The organism is Tardiphaga sp. 841_E9_N1_2 (genome assembly GCF_051811065.1).
GTDB classification, from domain to species: domain Bacteria; phylum Pseudomonadota; class Alphaproteobacteria; order Rhizobiales; family Xanthobacteraceae; genus Tardiphaga; species Tardiphaga robiniae.
Map to the genome: position 1 here is coordinate 1,850,413 of NZ_JBPWQC010000001.1, position 21,119 is coordinate 1,871,531.

Sequence of the window (21,119 nt, forward strand, 5' to 3'; positions counted from 1 at the left end):
ATTTTCCAAAAAAAGGGACTATCGCAGTCCCCTCATGGCCATGTCGGCCAGACCGGTCAAAGCCGCACGCGCGGCGCCGCCCCTTCCGGCGACGCGGATGCCGGCGATATTCGCGATCAGAAATTCCGAGGTCGCTTCGGGGTCGAGGCCGCCGGCGACATCGCCTTCACGCTGCGCATCGCGAACGCGCGCTGCGATGGCAGCTCGCAAGCTTTTCGCCAGCACTCCATTGATCTTCTGGAGGTCAGGTTCGGACACGCCGAATTCATAGATCGAGCCAACGCCAAGACATGGACGATCGGCTGTTTTCACGACACGGCGCAACATCGCGCCGATGCCATCGATCGCGCGCGGTCCGCTTCGGAGCGCGTCGATATGTGCAGCACATTCGCCCATTCCATAGCGACGCACGGCGGCGCAATAAAGCTGCCACTTGTCGCCGAAGGCAGCGTAAAGGCTCTGTCGCCCGATCCCCATTGCATCGACGAGCATCTGGGCCGAACTGCCCTCATATCCATGCCCGCTAAAGACATTGATCGCGCCGTCGAGCGCGGCGTCCGTGTCGAATTCCCGTGGTCTGGCCATAAACGGCAAGATACCAATTCAGGAACGAATGTTCAATAATTTTATAGCGCCGCGGGAAATGAATTCGATAAACCGGCCGGCGCCGCTGCAGCGGTCCTAGAAAGCCGCCCTGAGGGATTCCTATCAGCCACCCGACGCAGCGGTGAAAACCGCCAATTGAGCGGCGAAAGCATGCTTGTAGGCAGGCCGGGCTTCGCCGCGGGCGACATAGGCGGAGAGGTTGGGATATTCATCCAGTAGGCCGGACGCCCCCAACCTGAGCAACACCGACACCATCAGCAGGTCACCGGCACTGAACGCACCGTCGAGCCAGTCGGCATCGCCAAGGCGCTTGGAAAGTTCGCCCAGCCGCCCGCGGATGCGGTCCTTGACCATCGCCAGACGCTGCTCATACCAGGTCTTGTCGCGTTCCAGGAGCGTGACGATGAGGAGATCGACGATCGGCGGCTCGACCGTATTGAGTGCGGCAAACATCCACGTGACTGCCCGCGCACGGGCGTTCGCATCATCTGGCAGCAGGCCTACATGGCCCTCTGCGATATGGAACACAATCGCCCCTGACTCGAACAGGACAAGATCGCCTTCCTCGTAGGTCGGAATCTGCCCGAAAGGATGACGCGCCCGATGCGGAGGTCCCTTCATCTCATCGAACGAAAGAAATCGAACGTCGTAAGGCTGGCCTACTTCTTCGAGCGCCCAGCGAACGCGCATGTCCCGGGCCAATCCCCTGCCGCGATCGGGCGACCGTTCAAAGGCGGTAATGGTGGGGTTCATAGGCAGACTCCCGGCAAATGCATGACGCTATCCAGTGTGACTTGGGCCACGACGATAGTTTTCCACATCGTCTCTCTCGGCTTTTCGTCTCCCGAGGACGCATGACGGGCGAACTTCCCGACACATGCAGGCATTTTTCTCGCGGGCAGCCGCCGTATGGACGGCGAGGCTGGACTATCTTCGCGAGCGGCAGCGGATCGCCAGGCGGGTCCGGGGAATGGGTATCGCCCAACGAACGCCTCCGGCCGGCGGTTTCATAGACCTATTGCAACACCATCTCGACGCGGCGGTTGCGGGCGCGGCCATTTTCATTGGCATTGCTGGCAAGCGGCGCGTAGTTTGCCACGCCGGATGCAAACAAGCGCTTGCCATCGATCTTGTAGTTGCGAGTCAGGTCATCGATCACCGCCTGCGCGCGCCTTCGACAGCGCGAGGTTCGCATCCAGCGCACCCTGATTGTCGGTATGACCGACGATGAACACATTCGCGCCGGCATTGGCTTGCAGCACACGCGCCATTTCGTCGAGTTGCGGTTTGGACTCGGGCTTGATCGTCGCCTTGCCGGTGTCGAAGAACAGCCCGTAGAGGGCCACCCTCCCCTCAGCCTGCAGGCCCTTCGCGAGCGCCGCCGCATCCACAGTCACCTTACCGCTATCCATCGCCTTCGGTTCGACGATCTCCACGACTGTGGCGACGTATTTGTTGGCAAGCGCGATGGTGCCTGGCTTCGCTGATAGGACCGCCACATGCAGCGTGGTGCCAGATGCGTTCAACGTTCCGTACCAATAGCGCTCGCTGCCAGTCTCCTGCCATTGTTGCAACAGCGTGATCGGAGTCCAGCCTTCCAGCGACACCTTGGCCAGCTGCGGATTGGCAGGCAGGTCGCGGAGCGGTTTGAAATTCCGCCGACCGCAGTTGTCGGCGCACGCATCCAGCTTCGATGCACCGGCGCGCTCAAGCGCCTGCTCATAGTTGCGCTGCACTTCGAGCACCGACTTGCCGGCGGGCGCGAGATAGAACAGCCGCGTCACCCGTCCCTCAAGCTTGACGACATCAGTGTCTCCGGAGGGAATGCTGGCCTGATCGAAGGTCTTCGCATCCTGGGTGACGAGCCACGATCCGGCATAGCGGCTGAGCACGGCATGATCGCGCGCATTCGGCGCGTCGGCAGGCATGCTCTGCGCCATGGCAAGGGAAGCTGAAGCAAGGAGACCAAGAACAGACAGCAGACGGATAAAGCAGGCGCGCATCGGGACCCTCTCAGGCCAGAATGTTAGCGGAATGCAGATTGCTGCGGAGTTATGTCAGAGACGCCATTTTCGGAACAGCCGTTTTTCCCGTCACTCCCACTCGATCGTCCCGGGCGGCTTGCTCGTAATGTCATACACCACGCGATTGATGCCCGCTCGCGTACCAGCCCCGCGGCGCGGCAGATGTTCACCTGCCGCGCCAATTTTTGAACAGCTCTCGCTGCTCGCCCTTAGTAGTGGACGGACGCCCCCATCGCACCGATCTTGGGCGGAGCGAACTTGGTCAGGTCGATGCCTTCGACGGCGGCCTTGTATTCCTCGGCGCTCGGCGTGCGACCAAGGATCGCCGACAACACCACGACCGGGGTCGAGGCCAGCAGCGATTCACCCTTCTTCTCGGCGGTGTCTTCCACGACGCGGCCCTGGAACAGGCGGGTTGAGGTCGCCAGAACGGTATCGCCCTTCTCCGCCTTTTCCTGGTTGCCCATGCAGAGATTGCAGCCCGGACGTTCGAGATACAGGATGTTCTCGTAGGCGGTGCGGTTCGCGGTCTTCGGCTTCACGTCGTCGAATTCGAAGCCGGAATACTTCTGCAGGATTTCCCAGTCGCCTTCAGCCTTCAACTCGTCGATGATGTTGTAGGTTGGGGCGGCGACGACCAGCGGCGCGTTGAACGCGACCTTGCCTTCGGCCTTCTCGATGTTCTTGAGCATCTGGGCGACGATCTTCATGTCGCCCTTGTGCACCATGCACGAGCCTACGAAGCCGAGGTCCACCTTCTTGGTGCCGCCGTAATAAGAAATCGGACGGATCGTGTCGTGGGTGTAGCGCCGGGATACATCGGCATTGTTCACGTCGGGATCGGCGATCATCGGCTCGTCGATGATATCAAGATCGACGACGACTTCGGCGAAGTATTTCGCATTGGCGTCCGGCGTCAGCGCGGGCTTCTCGCCCGAACGGATCTCGGCGATGCGCGCATCGGCCTTGGCGATCAGGCCCTTCAGCGTGCCCGCGGCATTGTCCATGCCCTTGTCGATCATGATCTGGATGCGCGACTTGGCGATCTCCAGCGACTCGATCAGCGTGTCGTCCTGCGAAATGCAGATCGACGCCTTAGCCTTCATCTCGGCCGTCCAGTCGGTGAAGGTGAAGGCCTGGTCGGCCAGCAGCGTGCCGAGATGGACCTCGATGATCCGGCCCTGGAAGACGTTGTCGCCGCATTGCTTGAGCATCTGCGCCTGGGTCGCATGGACCACGTCGCGGAAGTCCATATGCGGCTGCATCGCGCCCTTGAACGTCACCTTGACCGATTGCGGGATCGGCATCGTCGCCTCGCCGGTCGCCAGCGCCAGCGCCACGGTGCCGGAATCGGCACCGAAGGCCACGCCCTTGGACATGCGGGTGTGGCTGTCGCCGCCGATGATGATCGCCCAGTCATCCACGGTGATGTCGTTCAGCACCTTGTGGATGACATCGGTCATCGCATGATAGCTGCCCTTGGGATCGCGCGCGGTGATCACGCCGAAATTGTTCATGAAGCTCATCAGCTTCGGAATGTTGACCTGCGCCTTCTTGTCCCACACCGATGCCGTGTGGCAGCCCGACTGATAGGCGCCGTCGACGATCGGCGAGATGACGGTGGCCGCCATCGCTTCCAGCTCCTGCGCGGTCATCAGGCCGGTGGTGTCCTGCGAGCCGACGATGTTGACCTTGACGCGCACGTCCGAGCCCGCATGCAGTACCTTGCCGCCGAGCACGCCCACGGCGTTGCGGTTGAAGATCTTCTCGACCGCGGTCAGGCCCTGGCCTTCGACCGAGATCTCCTTGTTCGGAGCGAAAACCGGGGTCGGCTCGACGCCGAGCGTTTCGGCGGCAAAGGTCTGCAGCTTCTTGCCAAACACGATGGCATAGGAGCTGCCGGCCTTCATGAACTCCATCTTCTGCGGCGTGAAGGCGGCAGCGACGTCGACCAGTTCCTTGCCGTTTTCGTCACGCAGCTTCTTGCCCTTGGCATCGAGCGTCAGGACGGTGCCGGTATCGACCGCAAATTTCTGCTCGAGGACCGGGTTTCCGTCGTTGTTGAGGATCGGCTTGCCGTCCGCGTCGAGTTTCTTGACCCAGTTCTTGAGATTGACGCCGATGCCGCCGGTGACGTCGACGGTGGTCGCAAAAATCGGCGAGATGCCGTTGGTGCCGGCGACGACCGGGGCGAAGTTGACGAAGGGCACATAGCGGCTGGCCGGCTTGCCGGTCCACAGCGCCACGTTGTTCACGCCCGACATGCGCGACGAGCCCACGCCCATAGTGCCCTTCTCGGCGATCATCATCACGCGCTTATCGGGATGCTGCTTCTGCAGCGCCACGATTTCCTGCTGCGCCTGCGGCGTCATCATGCACTGGCCGTGCAGCTCACGGTCCGAACGCGAATGCGCCTGGTTGCCCGGCGACAGCAGGTCGGTCGAGATATCGCCTTCGGCGGCGACGTAGGTCACGACCTTGATCTCGTCCGCGACGTCCGGGAGCTTGGTGAAGAACTCGGCCTTGGCATAGCTCTCGAGCACGCCCTTAGCGACGGCATTGCCCGCCTTGAAGGCATCGCGCAGCCGGAACATGTCGGCGTCGTAGAGGAAGAACTGGGTCTTCAGAACTTCACCGGCCTGCTTCGCAAGCCCGGTATCACTGCCGAGCGTGACGTCGAGCAGCACGCCGATCGAGGGGCCCCCCTTCATGTGCGACAGCAGTTCCAGCGCGAAGGTCGGCGTGATTTCCGGGACGATCGCCTCACCGAGGATAATCTCCTTCAGGAACGCGGCCTTGACGCCTGCGGCGCTCGTGGTGCCCGGCAGGGTGTTGTAGATGAAGAATTTAAGGGCGTCGGCGCGGTATTCGCTGCCGTTGTCCTTGATCAGGGCGATGATTTCGCCGGTGAGCGCGCCGTCGTCGATCGGTTTGGGAGCGAGGCCTTGAGCTTTTCTGCTTTCGATTTCAGCGAGGTAATCTGAATAGAGGCTCATCGTCATCCCAACGTCATGAGGTGGTTGACGCTGGAAACGCAGCGCCACCAACCGTTATTGTTAAAACCGGTCTAAAGGCGAATTCGGCTTCGAGTACGTCAATCGCGACCGACTGACAAGATACTGCATTGCAGTAAAAATAGCCCTTTAAATTCAGCGTTCAACGGTCAAAACATGACGGCAGGCATGCTTGCCGGGCTGAAATGCTGGTTCTCACCCGACCTGTCGCAAAGAAACTCCCCGAAGACACGTCCGAAATGTCGGTCTGACCCGCCACCGTCAGCAAATTGGTGGTCGGCGACCCGCCGCGCGTCAGTCGCGCGATACGGACAGCCCCGCGAGCAGCGGCGCGTAGGCGGCGAGCCTGCCGGATACGAACTCAGTAAAGAGCCGCACGCGCTTCGTCTTGCGTGTCTCCCCCTGAGTGAGAAGCCAGAGCGTCCCATGCATGGGCAGGTCGGTGCCCGGCACCCTCACCAATAGAGCGTCAGCATCTCCGACGAAGCACGGCAGTTTTGTCATCCCGATCCCTTGCCGTACAGCAACGATCTGCGTCTCGGCGTCCGGGGTCCTGAACGGAACTCCCGTGGTGTGAACCTCTCCCTCGCGCGCCCAGGCCGGGAGTCCATGATTGTCTATGACGATCCACCGCATGGGATCAGGCGTGCCCGCACGCCACGCGGCCAGTCGATCGCGAGACATGTAGACACCGCTGAACAGCCCCGGTCCCTTCAGGCCGTGAAGATTGAGCGGGAGAGTCTTGCGGTCGGCAACAATGCGGATCGCCACGTCGGCCTCCCGGTTGGTCAGATTTGCCACCTCGCCGGTCGACATGATTTCCATCTCGATGTCCGGATGCATACGCGCGAAATCGGCGAAATCCGGCATGAGCAGGTGTGTCGCGAGGAACGGTGGAAGCGTCACCCGCAAAAGCCCGCGCGCGCTCTGGTCGCGACCGAAGATGCGCGTCTCCAGCAAATGCGACGACGCTTCCATCTGGTCCGCGAACTCGAGAACCTCCTCGCCCGCAGTCGTCAGGCGGTAGCCCGAAGGCAGCTTTTCGAACATTTGCACCCCGAGGCGTGCCTCGAGCTGGGCGATGCGTCGCAACACGGTCGCGTGGTTCACACCGAGGCGCTCGGCGGCAGCCCGCACGGAGCCTCCGCGCGCGACGGCAAGAAAGTAGCGAACGTCATCCCAGTCGATCATGGTGCAATCTCGCACCGCACGGTGCGCCTTCCAAAGCCCGTATCTAACACATCGAACAGCGGTACGGGCGGTTCTCACAGGCTTTGCCGGCAAGCGCGACCTAATTCCGACCGGCGGACATCGATCGCCGCGGCTGGCGTTAGTCGTCCAGCCGGATCGATTTCGCACCACCGATGTGCGCGCTTCCGCACTCAACGCCTGACGCCGGCAGACCCATCTCCAGGTTCTCGGGGACAGTCCCGACACCACGACAGGAGAAGTTATGGGAAAGCTAGACGGTAAGGTTGCAGTCATCACGGGTGGATCGAGCGGCATGGCGCTGGCGAGCGCCAAGCTGTTCGTCGAAGAAGGCGCCTATGTGTTCATCACGGGCCGGAGGCAGGAGGCGCTCGACGAGGCCATCAAGCTGATCGGTCGGAACGTGACCGGCGTACGCGGCGACGCGGCCAATCTCGACGACCTCGACCGCGTGTTCGATACGGTCAAGCGGGTCAAGGGTAACATCGATATCCTGTACGCGAGCGCCGGCACGGGCGAAGCCGTCCCACTGGGCGAAATTACCGAGCAGCATTTCGATGCGACCTTCGGCCTGAACGCGCGCGGCACGCTCTTTACTGTTCAGAAGGCGTTGCCGCTGTTCAACGACGGCGGATCGATCTTCATGACCGGCTCAGTGGCTTCGCTCAAAGGTTTTCCCGGTTACAGCGTGTATGCGGCGAGCAAGGCGACGCTGCACGCATTCGCACGCGGATGGCTCAACGAACTCAAGAGCAGGAATATCCGGGTGAACGTGCTGCACCCGGGACCGATCGCCACACCGATGCAGGACCAGGTTCTCACCCCGGAGGCGAAGCAGATGTTCGAATCCCTGATCCCGCGGGGAACGATGGGTCGCCCTGAGGAAATTGCGGCGGTCGCACTGTTTCTTGCGTCAGACGATTCAAGCTTCGTGAACGGGCTGGAGTTGTCTGTCGACGGCGGCTTCTCGGCGATCTGAAATCGCACCTCGTTCACCGCAGGACCTCTACGCGGGCGCCACCGCGGACCGAATAACCCCGGCGCCCTCGAAGGCCGTGAATCAATATCAAAACAAATCGGAGAAGATTATGAGCTACGCAATTGTAGGCTTCGGCAAGATAGGCCAGGCCCTCGCCCACGCCTTCGCCCGTAAGAACATCGACGTGACCGTCGCGAGCCGCCGGCCGCCCGAGGCATTGGCGCCGCAGGCCCGGGCGATTGGACCCGGGGTCGTCGCCAGGTCGCTGCGGGATGCGCTCGAGGCCGACACCATCATCCTGGCGGTCCCTTTCGCCGAGCATCGCGAGGTTGCGAAGATCCTGCCGAGCTGGGATGGCAAGACGGTCATCGACGCGATGAACCTGTTTCCGGGCCCCGACGAGCCGGACGGTCTCCCGGGCTCCGCCGTCGTCGCGAAGGCATTCACCGGCGCCAGGTTCGTAAAAGGCTTCAATCACCTGGGCGCAGCCGCCCTGGCGACCGATCCGGTCGTCGCGGGCGGGCACCGGGTCGTCTTTCTGTCTGCTGACGACGAGGACGCGATCGCTCCCGTGGCGGCCCTGGCCAAGCAACTCGGCTTCGCACCCGTCAAGCTGGGAAAGCTCAACGAAGGTGGCGCGCTGGTGCACGCACGCGGCCGCACCTGGGGCCAGCTCATCTTCCAGGATTTGTTCAAGAAGGAGCAGTGATCGATCGGCGACTGTGAGAATCGGTCGACCGCTGTCGATGGCCGAGGATGCGCCCTAGTGTCCCCGGCTATCCGGTGCTGCTCTATGATCAAAAGACTGATCGTCGACAGTTTTACCGTGTCGCCTCTGACTGGCTCACACTTCTGGACGGCAGCAAAATTTGTCGATCAACACACGCTCGGGCTCCGTGCCGGCGACGCGCTGCATCTTGCGATCTCTTGGGAGCATGGTGCCACGGTGCAGCAGCTGGATCAGCGATTGGCCGAAGCCGAGCCGGTGCTGGGCGTGATGACGAAGTTGCTGGCGTGACGGCAGCGCGCCCTGCCCCACCAATCATTCAAAACTGATAGCGGCGGATTCGGCGGAATACGCTTCGCTATTCGCTCCCGAAGAAGAAGCAAGGAGCGGCACTACCCCTCCAGCGCCCCAATCATCCCCACCCGCGTCGCATGCCGGCCGCCCTCGAACTGAGCGGTCAGGAACGCATCCACGATATCGAGCGCCAGCCCTTCGCCCACCACGCGCGCGCCAATCGACAGCATGTTGGCATCGTTGTGCTGGCGGATCATGCGGGCTGAGAATGTGTCGGCGCAAACGCCGCAACGGATGCCCTTTACCTTGTTCGCCGCCATCATGATGCCCTGGCCGGTGCCGCACAGGATGATGCCCAACCGGCAATCGCCGGAGGCGACGAGCCGCGCCGCCGCTTCGCCGTGCTTAGGATAGTGTGTGCTCTCCGGCGTCGTCGGTCCGATGTCGACCACCACCCAGCCATGCGCCGCGATATGAGCGGCAACGGCCTGTCGGAGCTGAATGGCGGCGTGGTCGCTGGAGAGGACGATGCGGTTGCTGCCTGTCATGGAGAAGTCGTCTCGTTTCCCGAAGCAATTTGGCGGCTTGGGCGAGTTGGATCAACTCCCCCTCACTCCCACTCGATCGTGCCCGGCGGCTTGCTGGTGATGTCATACACCACACGGTTGACGCCCTTGACCTCGTTGATGATCCGCGTTGCGGTCTCACCGAGGAACTTCATGTCGAAGGCGTAGAAGTCGGCGGTCATGCCGTCGGTGGAGGTCACCGCGCGCAGGCCGACAACGTACTCGTAGGTGCGGCCGTCGCCCATGACGCCGACGGTCTTCACCGGCAAGAGGACAGCGAAGGCCTGCCAGATGGTGTCGTAGAGATCGGCCTTGCGGATCTGGTCGATATAGACGGCATCGGCCTCTCTGAGGATATCGAGCTTTTCGCGGGTGATCTCGCCGGGGCAGCGGATCGCGAGGCCCGGTCCGGGGAACGGATGACGGCCGACAAAGATATCCGGCAGGCCGAGTTCGCGGCCAAGATCGCGCACCTCGTCCTTGAACAGTTCGCGCAAAGGCTCGACCAGCTTCATGTTCATGCGCGCCGGAAGGCCGCCGACATTGTGATGCGACTTGATGGTGACTGAAGGTCCGCCGGTGAAGGACACGCTCTCGATCACGTCGGGGTACAGCGTGCCCTGTGCGAGGAAGTCGGCGCCGCCGATCTTCTTGGCCTCGGCATCGAACACGTCGATGAACAGGCGGCCGATGGTCTTGCGCTTCACTTCGGGATCGGTGACGCCTTCGAGCTCACCCAAGAATGTCTTGGACGCATCCACATGCACGAGCGGGATATTGTAGTGATGCCGGAACAGGTCGACGACGGTCTTGGCCTCGTCCTTGCGCAGCATGCCGTGATCGACGAACACGCAAGTGAGCTGATCGCCGATCGCTTCATGGATCAGCACGGCCGCAACGGCCGAGTCGACACCGCCGGAGAGACCGCAGATCACCTTGCCCTTGCCAACCTGGGCGCGGATCTTCTCGATGGCTTCCTCGCGGAAGGCGCGCATGGTCCAGTCGCCGGTGAAACCGGCGATGTTGCGCACGAAGTTGCGGATCAGTTTGGCGCCGTCGGGCGTATGCGCCACTTCGGGGTGAAACTGCATCGCGTAGAATTTTCTGACATCGTCGGCGATGATCGAGATCGGCGAGCCTGGCGCCTTGGCAACGGCGCGAAAGCCGTCGGGCATCTTGGTGACGCGGTCGCCATGGCTCATCCAGACGTCGTATTTGCCACCCACTTCCCACACACCGTCGAACAGCGCGCAGGTGTCGGTGATCTCGATCGCGGCGCGGCCGAATTCGCGGTGATGGCCGGCTTCGACGGTGCCGCCGAGCTGCTGCGCCATGGTCTGCTCGCCGTAGCAGATACCCAGCACCGGCACGCCGGCGGTGAGGATCGACAGCGGCGCCGACGGCGCATTGTCGTCGAGCACCGAGGCCGGGCCGCCGGACAGGATCACGGCCTTCGGCTTCATTTCGGCGAAGGCAGCCTCCGCCTTGTTGAACGGCACGATTTCGGAATAGACGCCCTCCTCGCGGACACGCCGCGCAATCAGCTGCGTCACCTGAGAGCCGAAATCGACGATCAGAATCTTGTCATGCGCCGCGGCCACATGGGGTGACGGATCGGCGGGCGAAACGGAGCTTTTGCTGGGGGCTGTCATAGCGAGGAATTACGCGACTCACGGCGGGGTCGCAAGGCTGAAAAGGCTGTCATGGCAGCCCTGCACCGGCCTATCCCCGTCATTGCGAGGAGCCCTTGCGACGAAGCAATCCAGTCTTCGCTTGTGGCCTTCTGGATTGCTTCGCTGCGCTCGCAATGACGGCGGAGGGGTCTCAGCCTACCGGCTGGCGCTTCATCACCGACACGAAAAACCCGTCTGTTCCGGTCCGGCGCGGGGTCATCAGCAGGCCTTCCGGGCTCTGATACGTCGCGGCGGCGAAATCCTCGGCCTTGTCCCACAGCACCGACATCACCTGCGCCGGCGGCACCACCGAAAACTCCGGCTGCCGGGCGGTAAAGGCGCGGATCTGGTCGCGGTTTTCCTGCGGGAGTACCGAACAGGTCACATAGGCGATCCGCCCGCCCGGCTTCACCAGCGCCACCGCGCGGTCGAGGACCTCGGCCTGGTCCTTGATCCGGACCTCAAGGGCGCCCGGCCGCATCCGCCATTTGGCGTCGGGATTGCGGCGCCAGGTGCCGGTGCCGGTGCATGGCGCGTCGATCAGCACGAGGTCGGCCGAGTTGTGGATGTCGCTGAGCGTGTCGTCCGGGCCCTTCGGGGTGCGGATATCGGCATTGTGGATACCGGCACGCGACAGCCGCTCGTGGATCGGCGCGAGCTGGCGCTTGTCGGCATCGGTGGCGATCAGCCGGCCCTTGCCCTGCATCATCGCCGCCAGCGCCAGCGTCTTGCCGCCGGCTCCGGCGCAGAGATCGATGACCTGTTCGCCGGGTTTGGCGCCAGACAGCAGGGCCGCGAGCTGCGAGCCCTCGTCCTGAACTTCAATGCCGCCCTTGATGAAATCCTCCTCGGCATGGATGCCGGGATTGCGCGCATCGGCGCCGAGATCGATCCGCAGCCCCAGCGGCGACCACGGCGTCTCGGTGGCCCCGAGATGGCGCAGCGAGCCCAGCACCTTCTCGCGCTTGGCCTTCAGCGTGTTGACGCGCAGGTCCAGCGGCGCGCGGCTGGCCATGGCGGTGGCTTCCGCCACGCGATCGTCGCCGAATACATCGGCCAGCTGGCCGTCGAGCCATTCCGGATAATCGCCGGCGATATGCGCCGGTGCATCCGCCACCGTGCGCGACGCCAGCGCCGAACGCTCCGCGTCAGACAGCGGCGCCGGCGCAAAACCGCTGCCGTCACAGAGCGCGGCAATCGTATCGACATCCATCCTGCGCTCGGCCTTGAGCATGCCGAGCAGCCGCGCCCGCGACGTGTCGTCGTCCATGATCCAGGCGCTGGAGGCGCGCCGCCGCAGCACATCCCAGACCAGTCCGGAAATCCCGGCCCGGTCGCCGGAGCCGGCGAAGCGGTGCGCGGTGCCCCATTCCTTCAGCGCCTTGGCGGCGGGGACACGCTGGGTGTCGATAGCCTCGATCACTTCGATCGCGGCGGAGAGGCGGGCGGCGGGAGTCATGGCAATCTTTCGACGGAGAGAGGCGCGACGCCGCTCCCGATCAGATCAGGAGAAGCATCCGTAGCGCGAAGTAGAACCACATCGCCAACAACACAAGCGCGCTGGCGAGCCATGCCTCCGATCCCCGGCTATTGGCAATGAACCCGGCGCCCACGAAGCGGGCGATGACGAAGATCCAGGACAGGCAGACCAGCACCAGATCGATCTTGCGCAGCGGCAGGCCGATGGCGATCAGCGCATAGAACAGCAGGTCGAGCTGCGGAGCGGTATTCGGCAGATCGCCGGCGTCGTTGCGGCTCAGCAGGCCGCCGCGCCGGCCGGTCCAGAAGAACATGCCCAGCGTAATCGCCACCAGCACGAAGACCGGCAACAAAACCCATTGAATCGACATTGAAATTTCCTCAGCCATGGGAATTCAGGGCCGGAATTCAGAGCCGCACGGCACCCCGCTCGCGCTACAGACCCGCCCCTTGGAACATGACGATTAACCGGCTCAAGAGTTCCATATGAGTTCCATGCTGGTTCCATCACGGGTTCCATTGAACCGGCTGGGCCGCCCTCGACACCCATTTGCAGGCGCTGCCCGGCGGCGCGCCAACCTCAAGAGTTCTGCCCGTGAGCCCTGCCATGGCCTATCTCGATGCCCTCTTTGCGATGCTGACGCCCGGCGACCCGGACAGCTGGGCCGGCCTCATGATGTCCACCCTGGCTGGCGCCGCCGCAGCGCTCGCGGTGGCCATCCTGCTGAATCTCTATTTCCGAGCCCGGTATCGCTCGGTCCATGACGTGGTCCACCACGGCGTCGCGGCGCTGGCCGTGCTGGGCCTGCTGGCCTTCGCCGCCACCGACATGCGCCACACGGCACTGGGCTATCTCGGCATCAATCCGACCAGACCCGCTGTCGAATTCGAAATCCGCCTGCCCGACGCGGTCGCGGCGAAGATCATCGCGGAAGCCACGCAGATCGAATTGCATACCGACCGTAACCAGGCCCTCGCCGCCATCAGCGAAGGCCCGACTTTCACGAACAAGGGCGAGAGCATTCTCAGGGGTACGGTGCCGCTGAAATTTCGCACCGCGCAGCGTGTGATGATCGTGAACGTGCCGGGCGAAGCACCGCTGATCTTCAAACTGCGGCTGGCCGCAAGCCCGAGCCACTCGACTGAATTCAGCCCGTGGCATCTGGTCGATCAGGTGAGCGCCTCAGCCCGCGCAGGCAAGACGGCCCGCACCAACGACGGCTATGCGATCAGATATCGCGTGATCTAACCTTTCGGTCGCCCGAGCCATCTGACTGACATCCGAGATGGCTACACTCCCCGCCAGAGGAGTTCCCGCCATGTCCGAATTCCGCTTGATCCAGATCACCGATACGCATCTTAGCGCGGGCTTTCCGCAATTCGTCGCAAATTTCCAGCGCGTCTGCACGTTCATCGACGCGGCAAAGCCAGACCTCGTCATCAATAGCGGCGACCTTGCCTTCGATGGCCCGGGCCATCCCGATGACCTCGCCTTCGCCAGGTCACAGCATGACGCCCTTCCCGTCGCCTGCCGCTATCTGCCGGGCAATCACGACATCGGCGACAACCCGACTCTGGTCGCCCCGCCGCCAAGCCAGCTGATTTCCGAGCAGAACCGGCAGGCATTCGTGTCGGTCTTTGGACACGATCACTGGCGCTTCAACGCGGCTGGCTGGTGTTTCATCGGTCTGAACTCGTTGATCATGAATAGCGGGCTCGCCTGCGAAGAGGAGCAGTTCGACTGGCTCGCCTCGCAACTGGCGGGCCTGAACGGACGACCGCTGGCGCTGTTCATCCACAAGCCGCTATTTCTGAATGCCCCGGACGATCCGGAACTGACCGCAACGTCGATCCGCTACGTCCCGATGCCGGCGCGCCGGCGTCTCATAGATCTGCTTGACCCTGTCGATCTGCGGCTCGTCGCCTGTGGTCATGTCCACCAGCGGCGCGACTACATATGGCGCGGCGTCAGGCACATCTGGGCGCCCTCAAGCAGTTTCATCATTCGTCCGGAGGACAAGCAGGAGACGATCGGCGTCAAGGAAGTCGGGCTCGTCGAATACAGTTTCCAGCCCGGCGGCTTTGAAGTTCGCCACCGCCGCGCGCCGGGCCAGACTGACATCGATCTGTTCACCGTCATCAATGCGGACGGCACAGCGCGTACGTAAACCTGACGTCGTCCCCGCGCCGGCGGGGACGACGTCAGAGGCTAAATCTTGTCGGCGCCGACACGCACCAGCTGCTTGCCGAAGTTTTTGCCCTTCAGCAGCCCCATGAATGCCGTTGGCGCGTTATCGAGACCTTCGGTGACGTGTTCCTTGTACTTCACCTTGCCCTCGCGCACCCATTGCGACATGTCGCGCAGGAAGTCGCCATGCATCGAGGCGAAGTCGCGCACGATGAAGCCGCGAATATTGAGACGCTTGGTGAGCACGTTGCGCATCATCGCGCCGGCCCATTTCGGTGCTTCCGACGTAGTGTCGTTATATTGCGCGATCAGCCCGCATACCGGAATGCGTGCGAAGAAATTCAGCAGCGGAAACACCGCCTCGAACACCGCGCCGCCGACATTTTCGAAATACACGTCGATGCCGCCCGGGCATGCAGCCTTCAGCTTCGCCGGAAAATCCGGATCGCGATGATCGAGGCATTCGTCGAAGCCGAGCTCCTCCTTCACATAACGGCACTTGTCAGCACCGCCCGCGATGCCGATGGCACGTGCGCCCTTGATCTTCGCAATCTGGCCGACCGCAGAGCCGACCGCGCCGGAGGCTGCGGCAACGACCACTGTCTCGCCGGCCTGCGGATTTCCAATGGCAAGCAGGCCCGTATAGGCGGTCATGCCCGGCATGCCGAGAATGCCGACGGCCGTCGAGATCGGTGCCAGCGTCGGATCGAGTTTGCGCAGGCCTTTGCCGTCGGAGATCGCATGGGTCTGCCAGCCGGCATGGGCGAGCACGATATCGCCCTTGGCAAAACCCGGATTGTTCGAGGCGATCACCTCGCACACCGTGCCGCCTTCCATCACGCCATCCACCGGCACCGGCGCGGCATAGGACGGGCCGTCATTCATGCGGCCGCGCATATAGGGATCGAGCGACAGCCAGATCGTGCGCAGCAGCACTTCGCCTGCGCCTGGCGTCGGCACCGCATAATCCTCGATACGGAAATTCGATGGGCCGGGCTCACCGTGCGGGCGCGATGCGAGAACGACGCGTTTGGCTGCTGACATGGGACTTCTCCGTTTCTCTTTCTTGATCGCAAAAAAAATGCGGCGCGCGATGATCGCGCGCCGCATTCAAAACGTAAACCGGCAAATATCAGGCCGTGATCTTCGCCAGCACCTTGTCGAATGCTGCAGCTGCGCTGTCGAGATCCTTGAAAGACAGACCGCCGTCGGCCGACTGCTTCTGCGCCGCCGTTGCCGTCGGACGGATTTCAGCCACCGGCTTGCCGCCGTCGAGCATCGTCAGCGGCGCGATGACCTGAAATTCATGCGCCTCGATCGGCTGATCCTTGAGCAGGAACACGCTGAGCGACGCGATATCCGTGCCGCGACGATAGGAGATGTAGCGATCGACTGCGACCGAGCCATCGCGCTGCATGCCGCCGAGCTTGGCATGGCCATCGGAGCCGAGCAGCTTGTGCGCCTTGAAGCCCTTCACGCCTTCGGACTTCGCCTTGGCGGTCGCTTCGGAGAGATCGTATTTCTCGGCCATCGCCTTGCCGACGGTGGCGAGCTCCGCCGACATGTCATGCTCGAACTGCTTGGCCTCGCTGCGCGGCTGGCCGATCCTGCGCGGCTTGTCGGCATTACGCTTGGCGAGCTCGGTGGTGCAAAGCTCAACCAGCGCCGTGACCTCGCGGCGTGTGGCGTTCTCACGCAGGTTTTTCAGTTGCGCGGTGTCGAGAGCCGCAATGCGTTCGTCCGTCCATTCAATGGCCATAGTATCCAACGTTCTTTTCTGCGGGTGTTACTTCGACGCGTGACGAGGTCATTGTCGAAAATGAGCATCACAACGCGGCGCGGAGCCAAGCTCCGCGGCCGGGTTCGTCCGGTCCTGGAAATCCATAACGGGACATCCATGGCCGACAGCGCACGTGACGCGCGAACAGTAGCGCGTTTTCGCCGATCTGTGGGGCTCAATTTAGGCAGCGATGCCTATGCGGCACTGCGAAAGTGCCGCATATCACGCATATAGTTAAGCGCCGCCCGGATAGTTCGGGCTTTCACGGGTAATCGTCACGTCATGCACGTGGCTTTCCCGCAGGCCGGCGCTGGTGATGCGGACGAATTCTGCCTTGTCGTGGAATTCGGTCAGCGTCTTGGCGCCCACATAGCCCATGGCGGCGCGCAGGCCGCCGGCGAGCTGATGCATCACATTGGCCACCGGGCCCTTATAGGGCACCTGGCCCTCGATGCCTTCCGGCACCAGCTTGAGCGTGTCCTTGATGTCCTGCTGGAAGTAGCGATCCGCCGAACCGCGCGCCATGGCGCCCACCGAGCCCATGCCGCGATAGGCCTTGTAGGAACGGCCCTGCCACAGGAACACTTCGCCGGGGGTCTCGTCGGTGCCCGCGAGCAGCGAGCCGACCATGGCGATGTCAGCGCCGGCAGCGAGCGCCTTGGCGAGATCGCCGGAGAATTTGATGCCGCCGTCGGCGATGATCGGAATGTTGTGCTTCTTCGCGGCTTCCACCGCATCCATGATCGCGGTGAGCTGCGGCACGCCGACGCCGGCGACGATGCGTGTGGTGCAGATCGAGCCCGGGCCGATGCCGACCTTGATCGCATCCGCACCTGCATCGATCAGCGCCTGCGCGCCTTCGGTGGTGGCGATGTTGCCGGCGATCACCTGCACGGAGTTCGAAATCTTCTTGATGCGCGTGACGGCTTCCAGCACGCGCATGGAATGGCCATGCGCGGTGTCGACAACGACCACATCGACGCCGGCATCGATCAGACGCTCGGTGCGCTCGAAACCGCCCTCGCCCACGGTGGTCGCAGCGGCGACGCGCAGACGGCCCTGCGCGTCCTTGCTGGCAAGCGGATGCGCGACAGCCTTGTCCATGTCCTTCACGGTGATCAGGCCGACACAGCGATACTGGTCATCGACCACCAGCAGCTTCTCGATGCGATGCTTGTGCAGCATGCGCTTGGCTTCGTCCTGGCTGACGCCTTCGCGCACGGTCACGAGATTCTCGTGCGTCATCAGTTCGGAAATCTTCTGGTTCGGATTGCTGGCGAAGCGCACGTCGCGATTGGTGAGGATGCCGACCAGCTTGCCAGGGACGTCCTTGCTCGCACCGGTGACGACGGGAATGCCGGAGAAGCCGTGTTCGCTCATCAGCGCCAGCGCTTCGGCCAGCTTGGCATCGGGGCCGATGGTGAGCGGATTTACCACCATGCCGGACTCGTACTTCTTGACCTGGCGCACCTGGGCAGCCTGGCCTTCCGGATCGAAGTTGCGGTGGATCACGCCGAGGCCGCCGGCCTGCGCCATGGCGATCGCCATGCGGGCCTCGGTGACGGTATCCATCGCCGAGGCGATGATCGGAATGTTGAGCGGAATGGCACGGGTGGCGTGGGAGCGGATATCGGCGTCGGAAGGCAGGATGTCCGACAGGCCGGGCTTCAGCAGAACGTCATCGAACGTGTACGCTTCGCGGATCTTCTGAACGACTGCCATTGCCAACTCCATGCGGCGACCTCGGGATCGCGGTAGAAACCTCTGGATACACCAATTCGACGGCGGCGCAGGACACCGTCGTCGAATCTGAACCCATAAGTAGGATTGGCGGTGGTCGATAGCATGCTGCTGCGCGAAATCAAAGCGTTTGGCAGCCATGCACAGGCATTTTGGGCGTTTTCGGCCTTCAGCCGGGCGGGCGCAGTCACGGATGATTTAGAAGGTATTCGGCCTCTCGCAATAGCCCACGCCCCGGCAGGATGTTAAAGCGCCCGCAGCTTGGGCACTCGTAAGAATCATCAATAATTTCATGAATAAAGAACGCCTGATCCCGCTGATCGTCGCCTCCGCCTTGTTTATGGAGAACATGGACTCCACGGTGATCGCGACCTCGCTGCCGGCGATTGCCGCCGATATCGGCACCAGTCCGCTGACGTTGAAGCTGGCGATCACCTCCTACCTGCTCTCGCTCGCGGTATTCATTCCGGCGTCCGGCTGGACCGCCGACCGGTTCGGCGCACGCGCCGTGTTCTCCATCGCCATCGGCGTGTTCATGATCGGCTCGATCGGCTGCGCGCTGTCGCAATCGGTCACGCATTTCGTCATCGCCCGTATCATCCAGGGCCTCGGCGGCGCCATGATGACCCCTGTGGGACGCCTCGTGCTGCTGCGCTCCATCGACAAAAGCGCGCTCGTTAGTGCCATGGCGTGGATGACGGTGCCGGCGCTGATCGGCCCGGTGATCGGACCGCCGCTGGGCGGTTTCATCACCACCTACTTCTCGTGGCACTGGATCTTCCTGATCAATATCCCGATCGGCTGCCTCGGCATCTATCTTGCGTTGCGCTTCATCGATCCGATCCGCTCGGAGGATCCGGAGCGCTTCGATCTGCTGGGTCTGGTGCTGGCCGGCGTCGGCCTCGCCGGCATCGCCTTCGGCCTATCGGTCGCGGGCCTCAATCTGCTGCCATGGCCGATCGTCGCCGCACTGGTCGGCATCGGCACGGTGTCGATGACCCTCTACGTGATCCATGCCCGGCGCACCGCGTCCCCGGTGCTGGACTTCTCGCTGATGCGGCTGGTGACCTTGCGCGCCGCCATCATCGGCGGCTTCCTGTTCCGGCTTGGCATCGGCGCATTGCCGTTCCTGCTGCCGCTGTTGATGCAGGTCGGCTTCGGCCTGTCGCCGTTCCAGTCGGGCATGGTGACCTTCGGCTCGGCGGTGGGCGCCATGGGCATGAAGACATTGGCAGCGCGCATCATCCGCGCCTTCGGCTTCCGCAATGTGATGACCGTCAACGCCGTGGTGAGTTCGGTATTCCTTGCTGCCTGTGCGCTGTTCACGGTGACCACGCCGCTGATGCTGATCCTGATTATCCTGGTGGTCGGCGGCTTCTTCCGCTCGCTCGAATTCACCGCGATCAACACGGTCGCCTATGCCGAGGTCGAGACGGCACAGATGAGCCGCGCCACCACGCTGGTCAGTGTCAACCAGCAGCTGTCGATCTCCGCCGGCGTCGCGATCGGTGCGTTCTCTGTGGAATCTACCATGCTGATGCGCGGCATGACCGAATTGTCGGCCGCCGATTTTGCACCGGCCTTCCTCGTGGTGTCCGTGATCTCGGCAGCCTCGGCCTGGTTCTTCTGGCAGATGCCGGACGACGCCGGCCATGAAATCTCCGGCCGCAAAGTGATCGATATTGCGAGCCGCAAGGGCGAGGCAAAAGCCGCCGTCAAGGCGGCCAGCGAAGGCACCGCAGATGCAAGGGATCAGAAGCTGGGGTGAGTTGTGACGCGCTCGCAATGGGCCATAGGTCTCGCCACGATCGTCCTCACGATCATCGCGGGCGTCATGTCGTTCGATTATGTGAACAGGCGATTTCCGCCGAAGCCCGCGCCCGTTGAGCAGGTGACCGCGCAGGATGCCAAAGAGCAGACCGATACGGCTCCCGTCAAACCACCGGGCGCCTGTGTCGAGCGTGATGGATCATGGCGCAACTGGTCGTGGCCGAACGTGCCAATGCTGTCGCCGAAATGCGAGAGCGCGAAGTAAATCATCCGACCGTAAGATGACGAGAGCCGACAGATCGCCCAAAGCGCGCCCTGTCATAAACTCCCCGCGCCCATCACCTTAAGCTGTCATTTGCAATTCACGACCAATCGGTCCATATATCACTAATGGAACATCATTCCCCTGTGCGGTTGCCGCGCGGCCGCCCCCGAGGTTTCGACACGGAAGCTGCCATCGAGCGCGCCATGAACGTGTTCTGGTCGCGCGGCTATCATGCCACGGCGCTTCCGGACCTTCTTCAAGCGACGAACCTCTCGCGTGGCAGTCTCTACGCCGCCTTCGGTGACAAGCGCGGACTCTTCCTGCGTGCGCTCGATCGCTACATTGCCGACGCCCTGCTACGAATCGACATCGAACTCGACCCGCGTGGCGCGCCAGTCGCTGGCCTACGGGCCTACCTTGCTGGTTACGTCGATCGGACGAGTGGCGCCAATGGTCGCCGCGGATGCCTGCTGGTCGCGACAGCCATGGAGTTGGGTGGCCGCGACCCGGAAGTCGATCGCCGCATCGGCGGCTTTTTCAAAGCTATGGAGACCAAAGTAGCCAATGCGCTGTTGCGCGCGAAGGCCGCAGGCGAGTTGGCTCATGGTGTCGAGCCTGCAAGCGCGGCGCGACTGCTGGTCTGCTTCGTCGAGGGGCTGCGTGTCGTAGGTAAAACGCGTCCGACACGAAGCACATCGCAAGCCACCGTTGACGCTCTTCTCGAACGCTTCAGCAGGTAACGCGTCAAGGCGCTGCTGGTTGAACGCACCTATATCTGGACTGAACAGTCTTGAATGGAAAGTGT

20 protein-coding genes and 2 pseudogenes are annotated in these 21,119 nt (G+C 62.8%); 8 read left to right on the forward strand and 14 right to left on the reverse strand.

What is annotated here, in order from left to right:
• Positions 1 to 18: 18 nt before the first annotated feature.
• The 7 genes and pseudogenes from AB8A50_RS08885 to AB8A50_RS08915 form a co-directional block, all read right to left on the reverse strand.
• Complete coding sequence (locus tag AB8A50_RS08885; protein ID WP_439077441.1) at positions 19 to 585, reverse strand: TetR/AcrR family transcriptional regulator; 567 nt, start codon at positions 583 to 585, stop codon at positions 19 to 21.
• Between the two features lie 123 nt (positions 586 to 708).
• Positions 709 to 1,359, reverse strand: a complete 651-nt coding sequence (locus AB8A50_RS08890; RefSeq protein WP_439077442.1) for a glutathione S-transferase family protein — start codon at positions 1,357 to 1,359, stop codon at positions 709 to 711.
• A 262-nt stretch (positions 1,360 to 1,621) separates the two neighbouring features.
• Entirely contained in the window at positions 1,622 to 1,765 is a 144-nt protein-coding gene (locus AB8A50_RS08895; RefSeq protein WP_439077443.1) for a hypothetical protein, read from the reverse strand.
• Positions 1,755 to 2,534, reverse strand: coding sequence for an OmpA family protein (locus tag AB8A50_RS08900; protein WP_439077444.1), 780 nt, complete (start codon positions 2,532 to 2,534; stop codon positions 1,755 to 1,757). Before AB8A50_RS08900 ends, AB8A50_RS08895 begins: the two co-directional genes overlap by 11 nt.
• A gap of 165 nt (positions 2,535 to 2,699) precedes the next feature.
• A pseudogene (locus tag AB8A50_RS08905) lies at positions 2,700 to 2,762 on the reverse strand (GMP synthase); the annotation flags it as partial.
• 77 nt (positions 2,763 to 2,839) lie between these two features.
• The gene (locus AB8A50_RS08910) at positions 2,840 to 5,626 is read right to left on the reverse strand and encodes a bifunctional aconitate hydratase 2/2-methylisocitrate dehydratase (RefSeq protein ID WP_439077445.1); all 2,787 of its coding nucleotides are present in this window, start codon (positions 5,624 to 5,626) and stop codon (positions 2,840 to 2,842) included.
• Positions 5,627 to 5,938: 312 nt separating this feature from the next.
• Positions 5,939 to 6,835, reverse strand: coding sequence for a LysR family transcriptional regulator (locus AB8A50_RS08915; protein ID WP_439077446.1), 897 nt, complete (start codon positions 6,833 to 6,835; stop codon positions 5,939 to 5,941).
• Positions 6,836 to 7,097: 262 nt separating this feature from the next.
• On the opposite strand from AB8A50_RS08915, the gene AB8A50_RS08920 reads away from it, so the two are divergent.
• From AB8A50_RS08920 to AB8A50_RS08930, 3 genes and pseudogenes are all read left to right on the forward strand, one after another.
• The gene (locus tag AB8A50_RS08920; protein ID WP_439077447.1) at positions 7,098 to 7,832 is read left to right on the forward strand and encodes an SDR family NAD(P)-dependent oxidoreductase; all 735 of its coding nucleotides are present in this window, start codon (positions 7,098 to 7,100) and stop codon (positions 7,830 to 7,832) included.
• A 109-nt stretch (positions 7,833 to 7,941) separates the two neighbouring features.
• Positions 7,942 to 8,541: an NADPH-dependent F420 reductase gene (locus AB8A50_RS08925; protein ID WP_439077448.1), complete on the forward strand. Its 600-nt coding sequence runs from the start codon at positions 7,942 to 7,944 to the stop codon at positions 8,539 to 8,541.
• Positions 8,542 to 8,646: 105 nt separating this feature from the next.
• Positions 8,647 to 8,850, forward strand: a pseudogene (locus AB8A50_RS08930) (VapC toxin family PIN domain ribonuclease); the annotation flags it as partial.
• A 101-nt stretch (positions 8,851 to 8,951) separates the two neighbouring features.
• Here AB8A50_RS08930 and rpiB read toward each other — a convergent pair.
• From rpiB to AB8A50_RS08950, 4 genes are all read right to left on the reverse strand, one after another.
• Complete coding sequence (rpiB, locus tag AB8A50_RS08935; RefSeq protein WP_439077449.1) at positions 8,952 to 9,401, reverse strand: ribose 5-phosphate isomerase B; 450 nt, start codon at positions 9,399 to 9,401, stop codon at positions 8,952 to 8,954.
• Between the two features lie 62 nt (positions 9,402 to 9,463).
• A complete protein-coding gene (gene guaA / locus AB8A50_RS08940; protein WP_439077450.1) occupies positions 9,464 to 11,071 on the reverse strand; it encodes a glutamine-hydrolyzing GMP synthase in 1,608 nt (535 codons plus the stop codon).
• Positions 11,072 to 11,243: 172 nt separating this feature from the next.
• The gene (locus tag AB8A50_RS08945) at positions 11,244 to 12,551 is read right to left on the reverse strand and encodes an RsmB/NOP family class I SAM-dependent RNA methyltransferase (RefSeq protein ID WP_439072086.1); all 1,308 of its coding nucleotides are present in this window, start codon (positions 12,549 to 12,551) and stop codon (positions 11,244 to 11,246) included.
• 40 nt (positions 12,552 to 12,591) lie between these two features.
• Complete coding sequence (locus AB8A50_RS08950; RefSeq protein ID WP_439077451.1) at positions 12,592 to 12,942, reverse strand: hypothetical protein; 351 nt, start codon at positions 12,940 to 12,942, stop codon at positions 12,592 to 12,594.
• Between the two features lie 224 nt (positions 12,943 to 13,166).
• Between AB8A50_RS08950 and AB8A50_RS08955 the strand changes: the two genes are divergently transcribed.
• Both AB8A50_RS08955 and AB8A50_RS08960 read left to right on the forward strand, forming a co-directional pair.
• Positions 13,167 to 13,820 (forward strand): acriflavin resistance protein, encoded by a 654-nt coding sequence (locus tag AB8A50_RS08955; RefSeq protein WP_439077452.1) that lies wholly within the window; start codon positions 13,167 to 13,169, stop codon positions 13,818 to 13,820.
• 70 nt (positions 13,821 to 13,890) lie between these two features.
• Complete coding sequence (locus AB8A50_RS08960; protein ID WP_439077453.1) at positions 13,891 to 14,739, forward strand: metallophosphoesterase family protein; 849 nt, start codon at positions 13,891 to 13,893, stop codon at positions 14,737 to 14,739.
• 41 nt (positions 14,740 to 14,780) lie between these two features.
• Here the strand turns inward: AB8A50_RS08960 and AB8A50_RS08965 are convergent, their stop codons facing one another.
• The 3 genes from AB8A50_RS08965 to guaB all read right to left on the reverse strand — a co-directional run bounded on the left by AB8A50_RS08965 (position 14,781) and on the right by guaB (position 18,261).
• Positions 14,781 to 15,803 (reverse strand): NADP-dependent oxidoreductase, encoded by a 1,023-nt coding sequence (locus tag AB8A50_RS08965; protein ID WP_439077454.1) that lies wholly within the window; start codon positions 15,801 to 15,803, stop codon positions 14,781 to 14,783.
• 88 nt (positions 15,804 to 15,891) lie between these two features.
• Positions 15,892 to 16,518, reverse strand: a complete 627-nt coding sequence (locus tag AB8A50_RS08970) for a hypothetical protein (RefSeq protein WP_089263866.1) — start codon at positions 16,516 to 16,518, stop codon at positions 15,892 to 15,894.
• A gap of 255 nt (positions 16,519 to 16,773) precedes the next feature.
• Entirely contained in the window at positions 16,774 to 18,261 is a 1,488-nt protein-coding gene (gene guaB, locus AB8A50_RS08975) for an IMP dehydrogenase (RefSeq protein WP_089263865.1), read from the reverse strand.
• Between the two features lie 310 nt (positions 18,262 to 18,571).
• On the opposite strand from guaB, the gene AB8A50_RS08980 reads away from it, so the two are divergent.
• The 3 genes from AB8A50_RS08980 to AB8A50_RS08990 all read left to right on the forward strand — a co-directional run bounded on the left by AB8A50_RS08980 (position 18,572) and on the right by AB8A50_RS08990 (position 21,054).
• Positions 18,572 to 20,047: an MFS transporter gene (locus AB8A50_RS08980; RefSeq protein ID WP_115029190.1), complete on the forward strand. Its 1,476-nt coding sequence runs from the start codon at positions 18,572 to 18,574 to the stop codon at positions 20,045 to 20,047.
• 3 nt (positions 20,048 to 20,050) lie between these two features.
• Positions 20,051 to 20,314 (forward strand): hypothetical protein, encoded by a 264-nt coding sequence (locus AB8A50_RS08985; RefSeq protein ID WP_439077455.1) that lies wholly within the window; start codon positions 20,051 to 20,053, stop codon positions 20,312 to 20,314.
• Between the two features lie 203 nt (positions 20,315 to 20,517).
• Positions 20,518 to 21,054: a TetR/AcrR family transcriptional regulator gene (locus AB8A50_RS08990; protein WP_439077456.1), complete on the forward strand. Its 537-nt coding sequence runs from the start codon at positions 20,518 to 20,520 to the stop codon at positions 21,052 to 21,054.
• The last annotated feature ends 65 nt before the right edge of the window (positions 21,055 to 21,119 follow it).

Bases quoted from the DNA above. Each gene is read 5' to 3' on its own strand.
- AB8A50_RS08885 (WP_439077441.1), bottom strand. From the start codon at position 585: ATGGCCAGACCACGGGAATTCGACACGGACGCCGCGCTCGACGGCGCG.
- AB8A50_RS08890 (WP_439077442.1), bottom strand. From the start codon at position 1,359: ATGAACCCCACCATTACCGCCTTTGAACGGTCGCCCGATCGCGGCAGG.
- AB8A50_RS08900 (WP_439077444.1), bottom strand. From the start codon at position 2,534: ATGCCTGCCGACGCGCCGAATGCGCGCGATCATGCCGTGCTCAGCCGC.
- AB8A50_RS08910 (WP_439077445.1), bottom strand. From the start codon at position 5,626: ATGAGCCTCTATTCAGATTACCTCGCTGAAATCGAAAGCAGAAAAGCT.
- AB8A50_RS08915 (WP_439077446.1), bottom strand. From the start codon at position 6,835: ATGATCGACTGGGATGACGTTCGCTACTTTCTTGCCGTCGCGCGCGGA.
- AB8A50_RS08920 (WP_439077447.1), top strand. From the start codon at position 7,098: ATGGGAAAGCTAGACGGTAAGGTTGCAGTCATCACGGGTGGATCGAGC.
- AB8A50_RS08925 (WP_439077448.1), top strand. From the start codon at position 7,942: ATGAGCTACGCAATTGTAGGCTTCGGCAAGATAGGCCAGGCCCTCGCC.
- rpiB (WP_439077449.1), bottom strand. From the start codon at position 9,401: ATGACAGGCAGCAACCGCATCGTCCTCTCCAGCGACCACGCCGCCATT.
- guaA (WP_439077450.1), bottom strand. From the start codon at position 11,071: ATGACAGCCCCCAGCAAAAGCTCCGTTTCGCCCGCCGATCCGTCACCC.
- AB8A50_RS08945 (WP_439072086.1), bottom strand. From the start codon at position 12,551: ATGACTCCCGCCGCCCGCCTCTCCGCCGCGATCGAAGTGATCGAGGCT.
- AB8A50_RS08950 (WP_439077451.1), bottom strand. From the start codon at position 12,942: ATGTCGATTCAATGGGTTTTGTTGCCGGTCTTCGTGCTGGTGGCGATT.
- AB8A50_RS08960 (WP_439077453.1), top strand. From the start codon at position 13,891: ATGTCCGAATTCCGCTTGATCCAGATCACCGATACGCATCTTAGCGCG.
- AB8A50_RS08965 (WP_439077454.1), bottom strand. From the start codon at position 15,803: ATGTCAGCAGCCAAACGCGTCGTTCTCGCATCGCGCCCGCACGGTGAG.
- AB8A50_RS08970 (WP_089263866.1), bottom strand. From the start codon at position 16,518: ATGGCCATTGAATGGACGGACGAACGCATTGCGGCTCTCGACACCGCG.
- guaB (WP_089263865.1), bottom strand. From the start codon at position 18,261: ATGGCAGTCGTTCAGAAGATCCGCGAAGCGTACACGTTCGATGACGTT.
- AB8A50_RS08980 (WP_115029190.1), top strand. From the start codon at position 18,572: ATGAATAAAGAACGCCTGATCCCGCTGATCGTCGCCTCCGCCTTGTTT.
- AB8A50_RS08990 (WP_439077456.1), top strand. From the start codon at position 20,518: ATGAACGTGTTCTGGTCGCGCGGCTATCATGCCACGGCGCTTCCGGAC.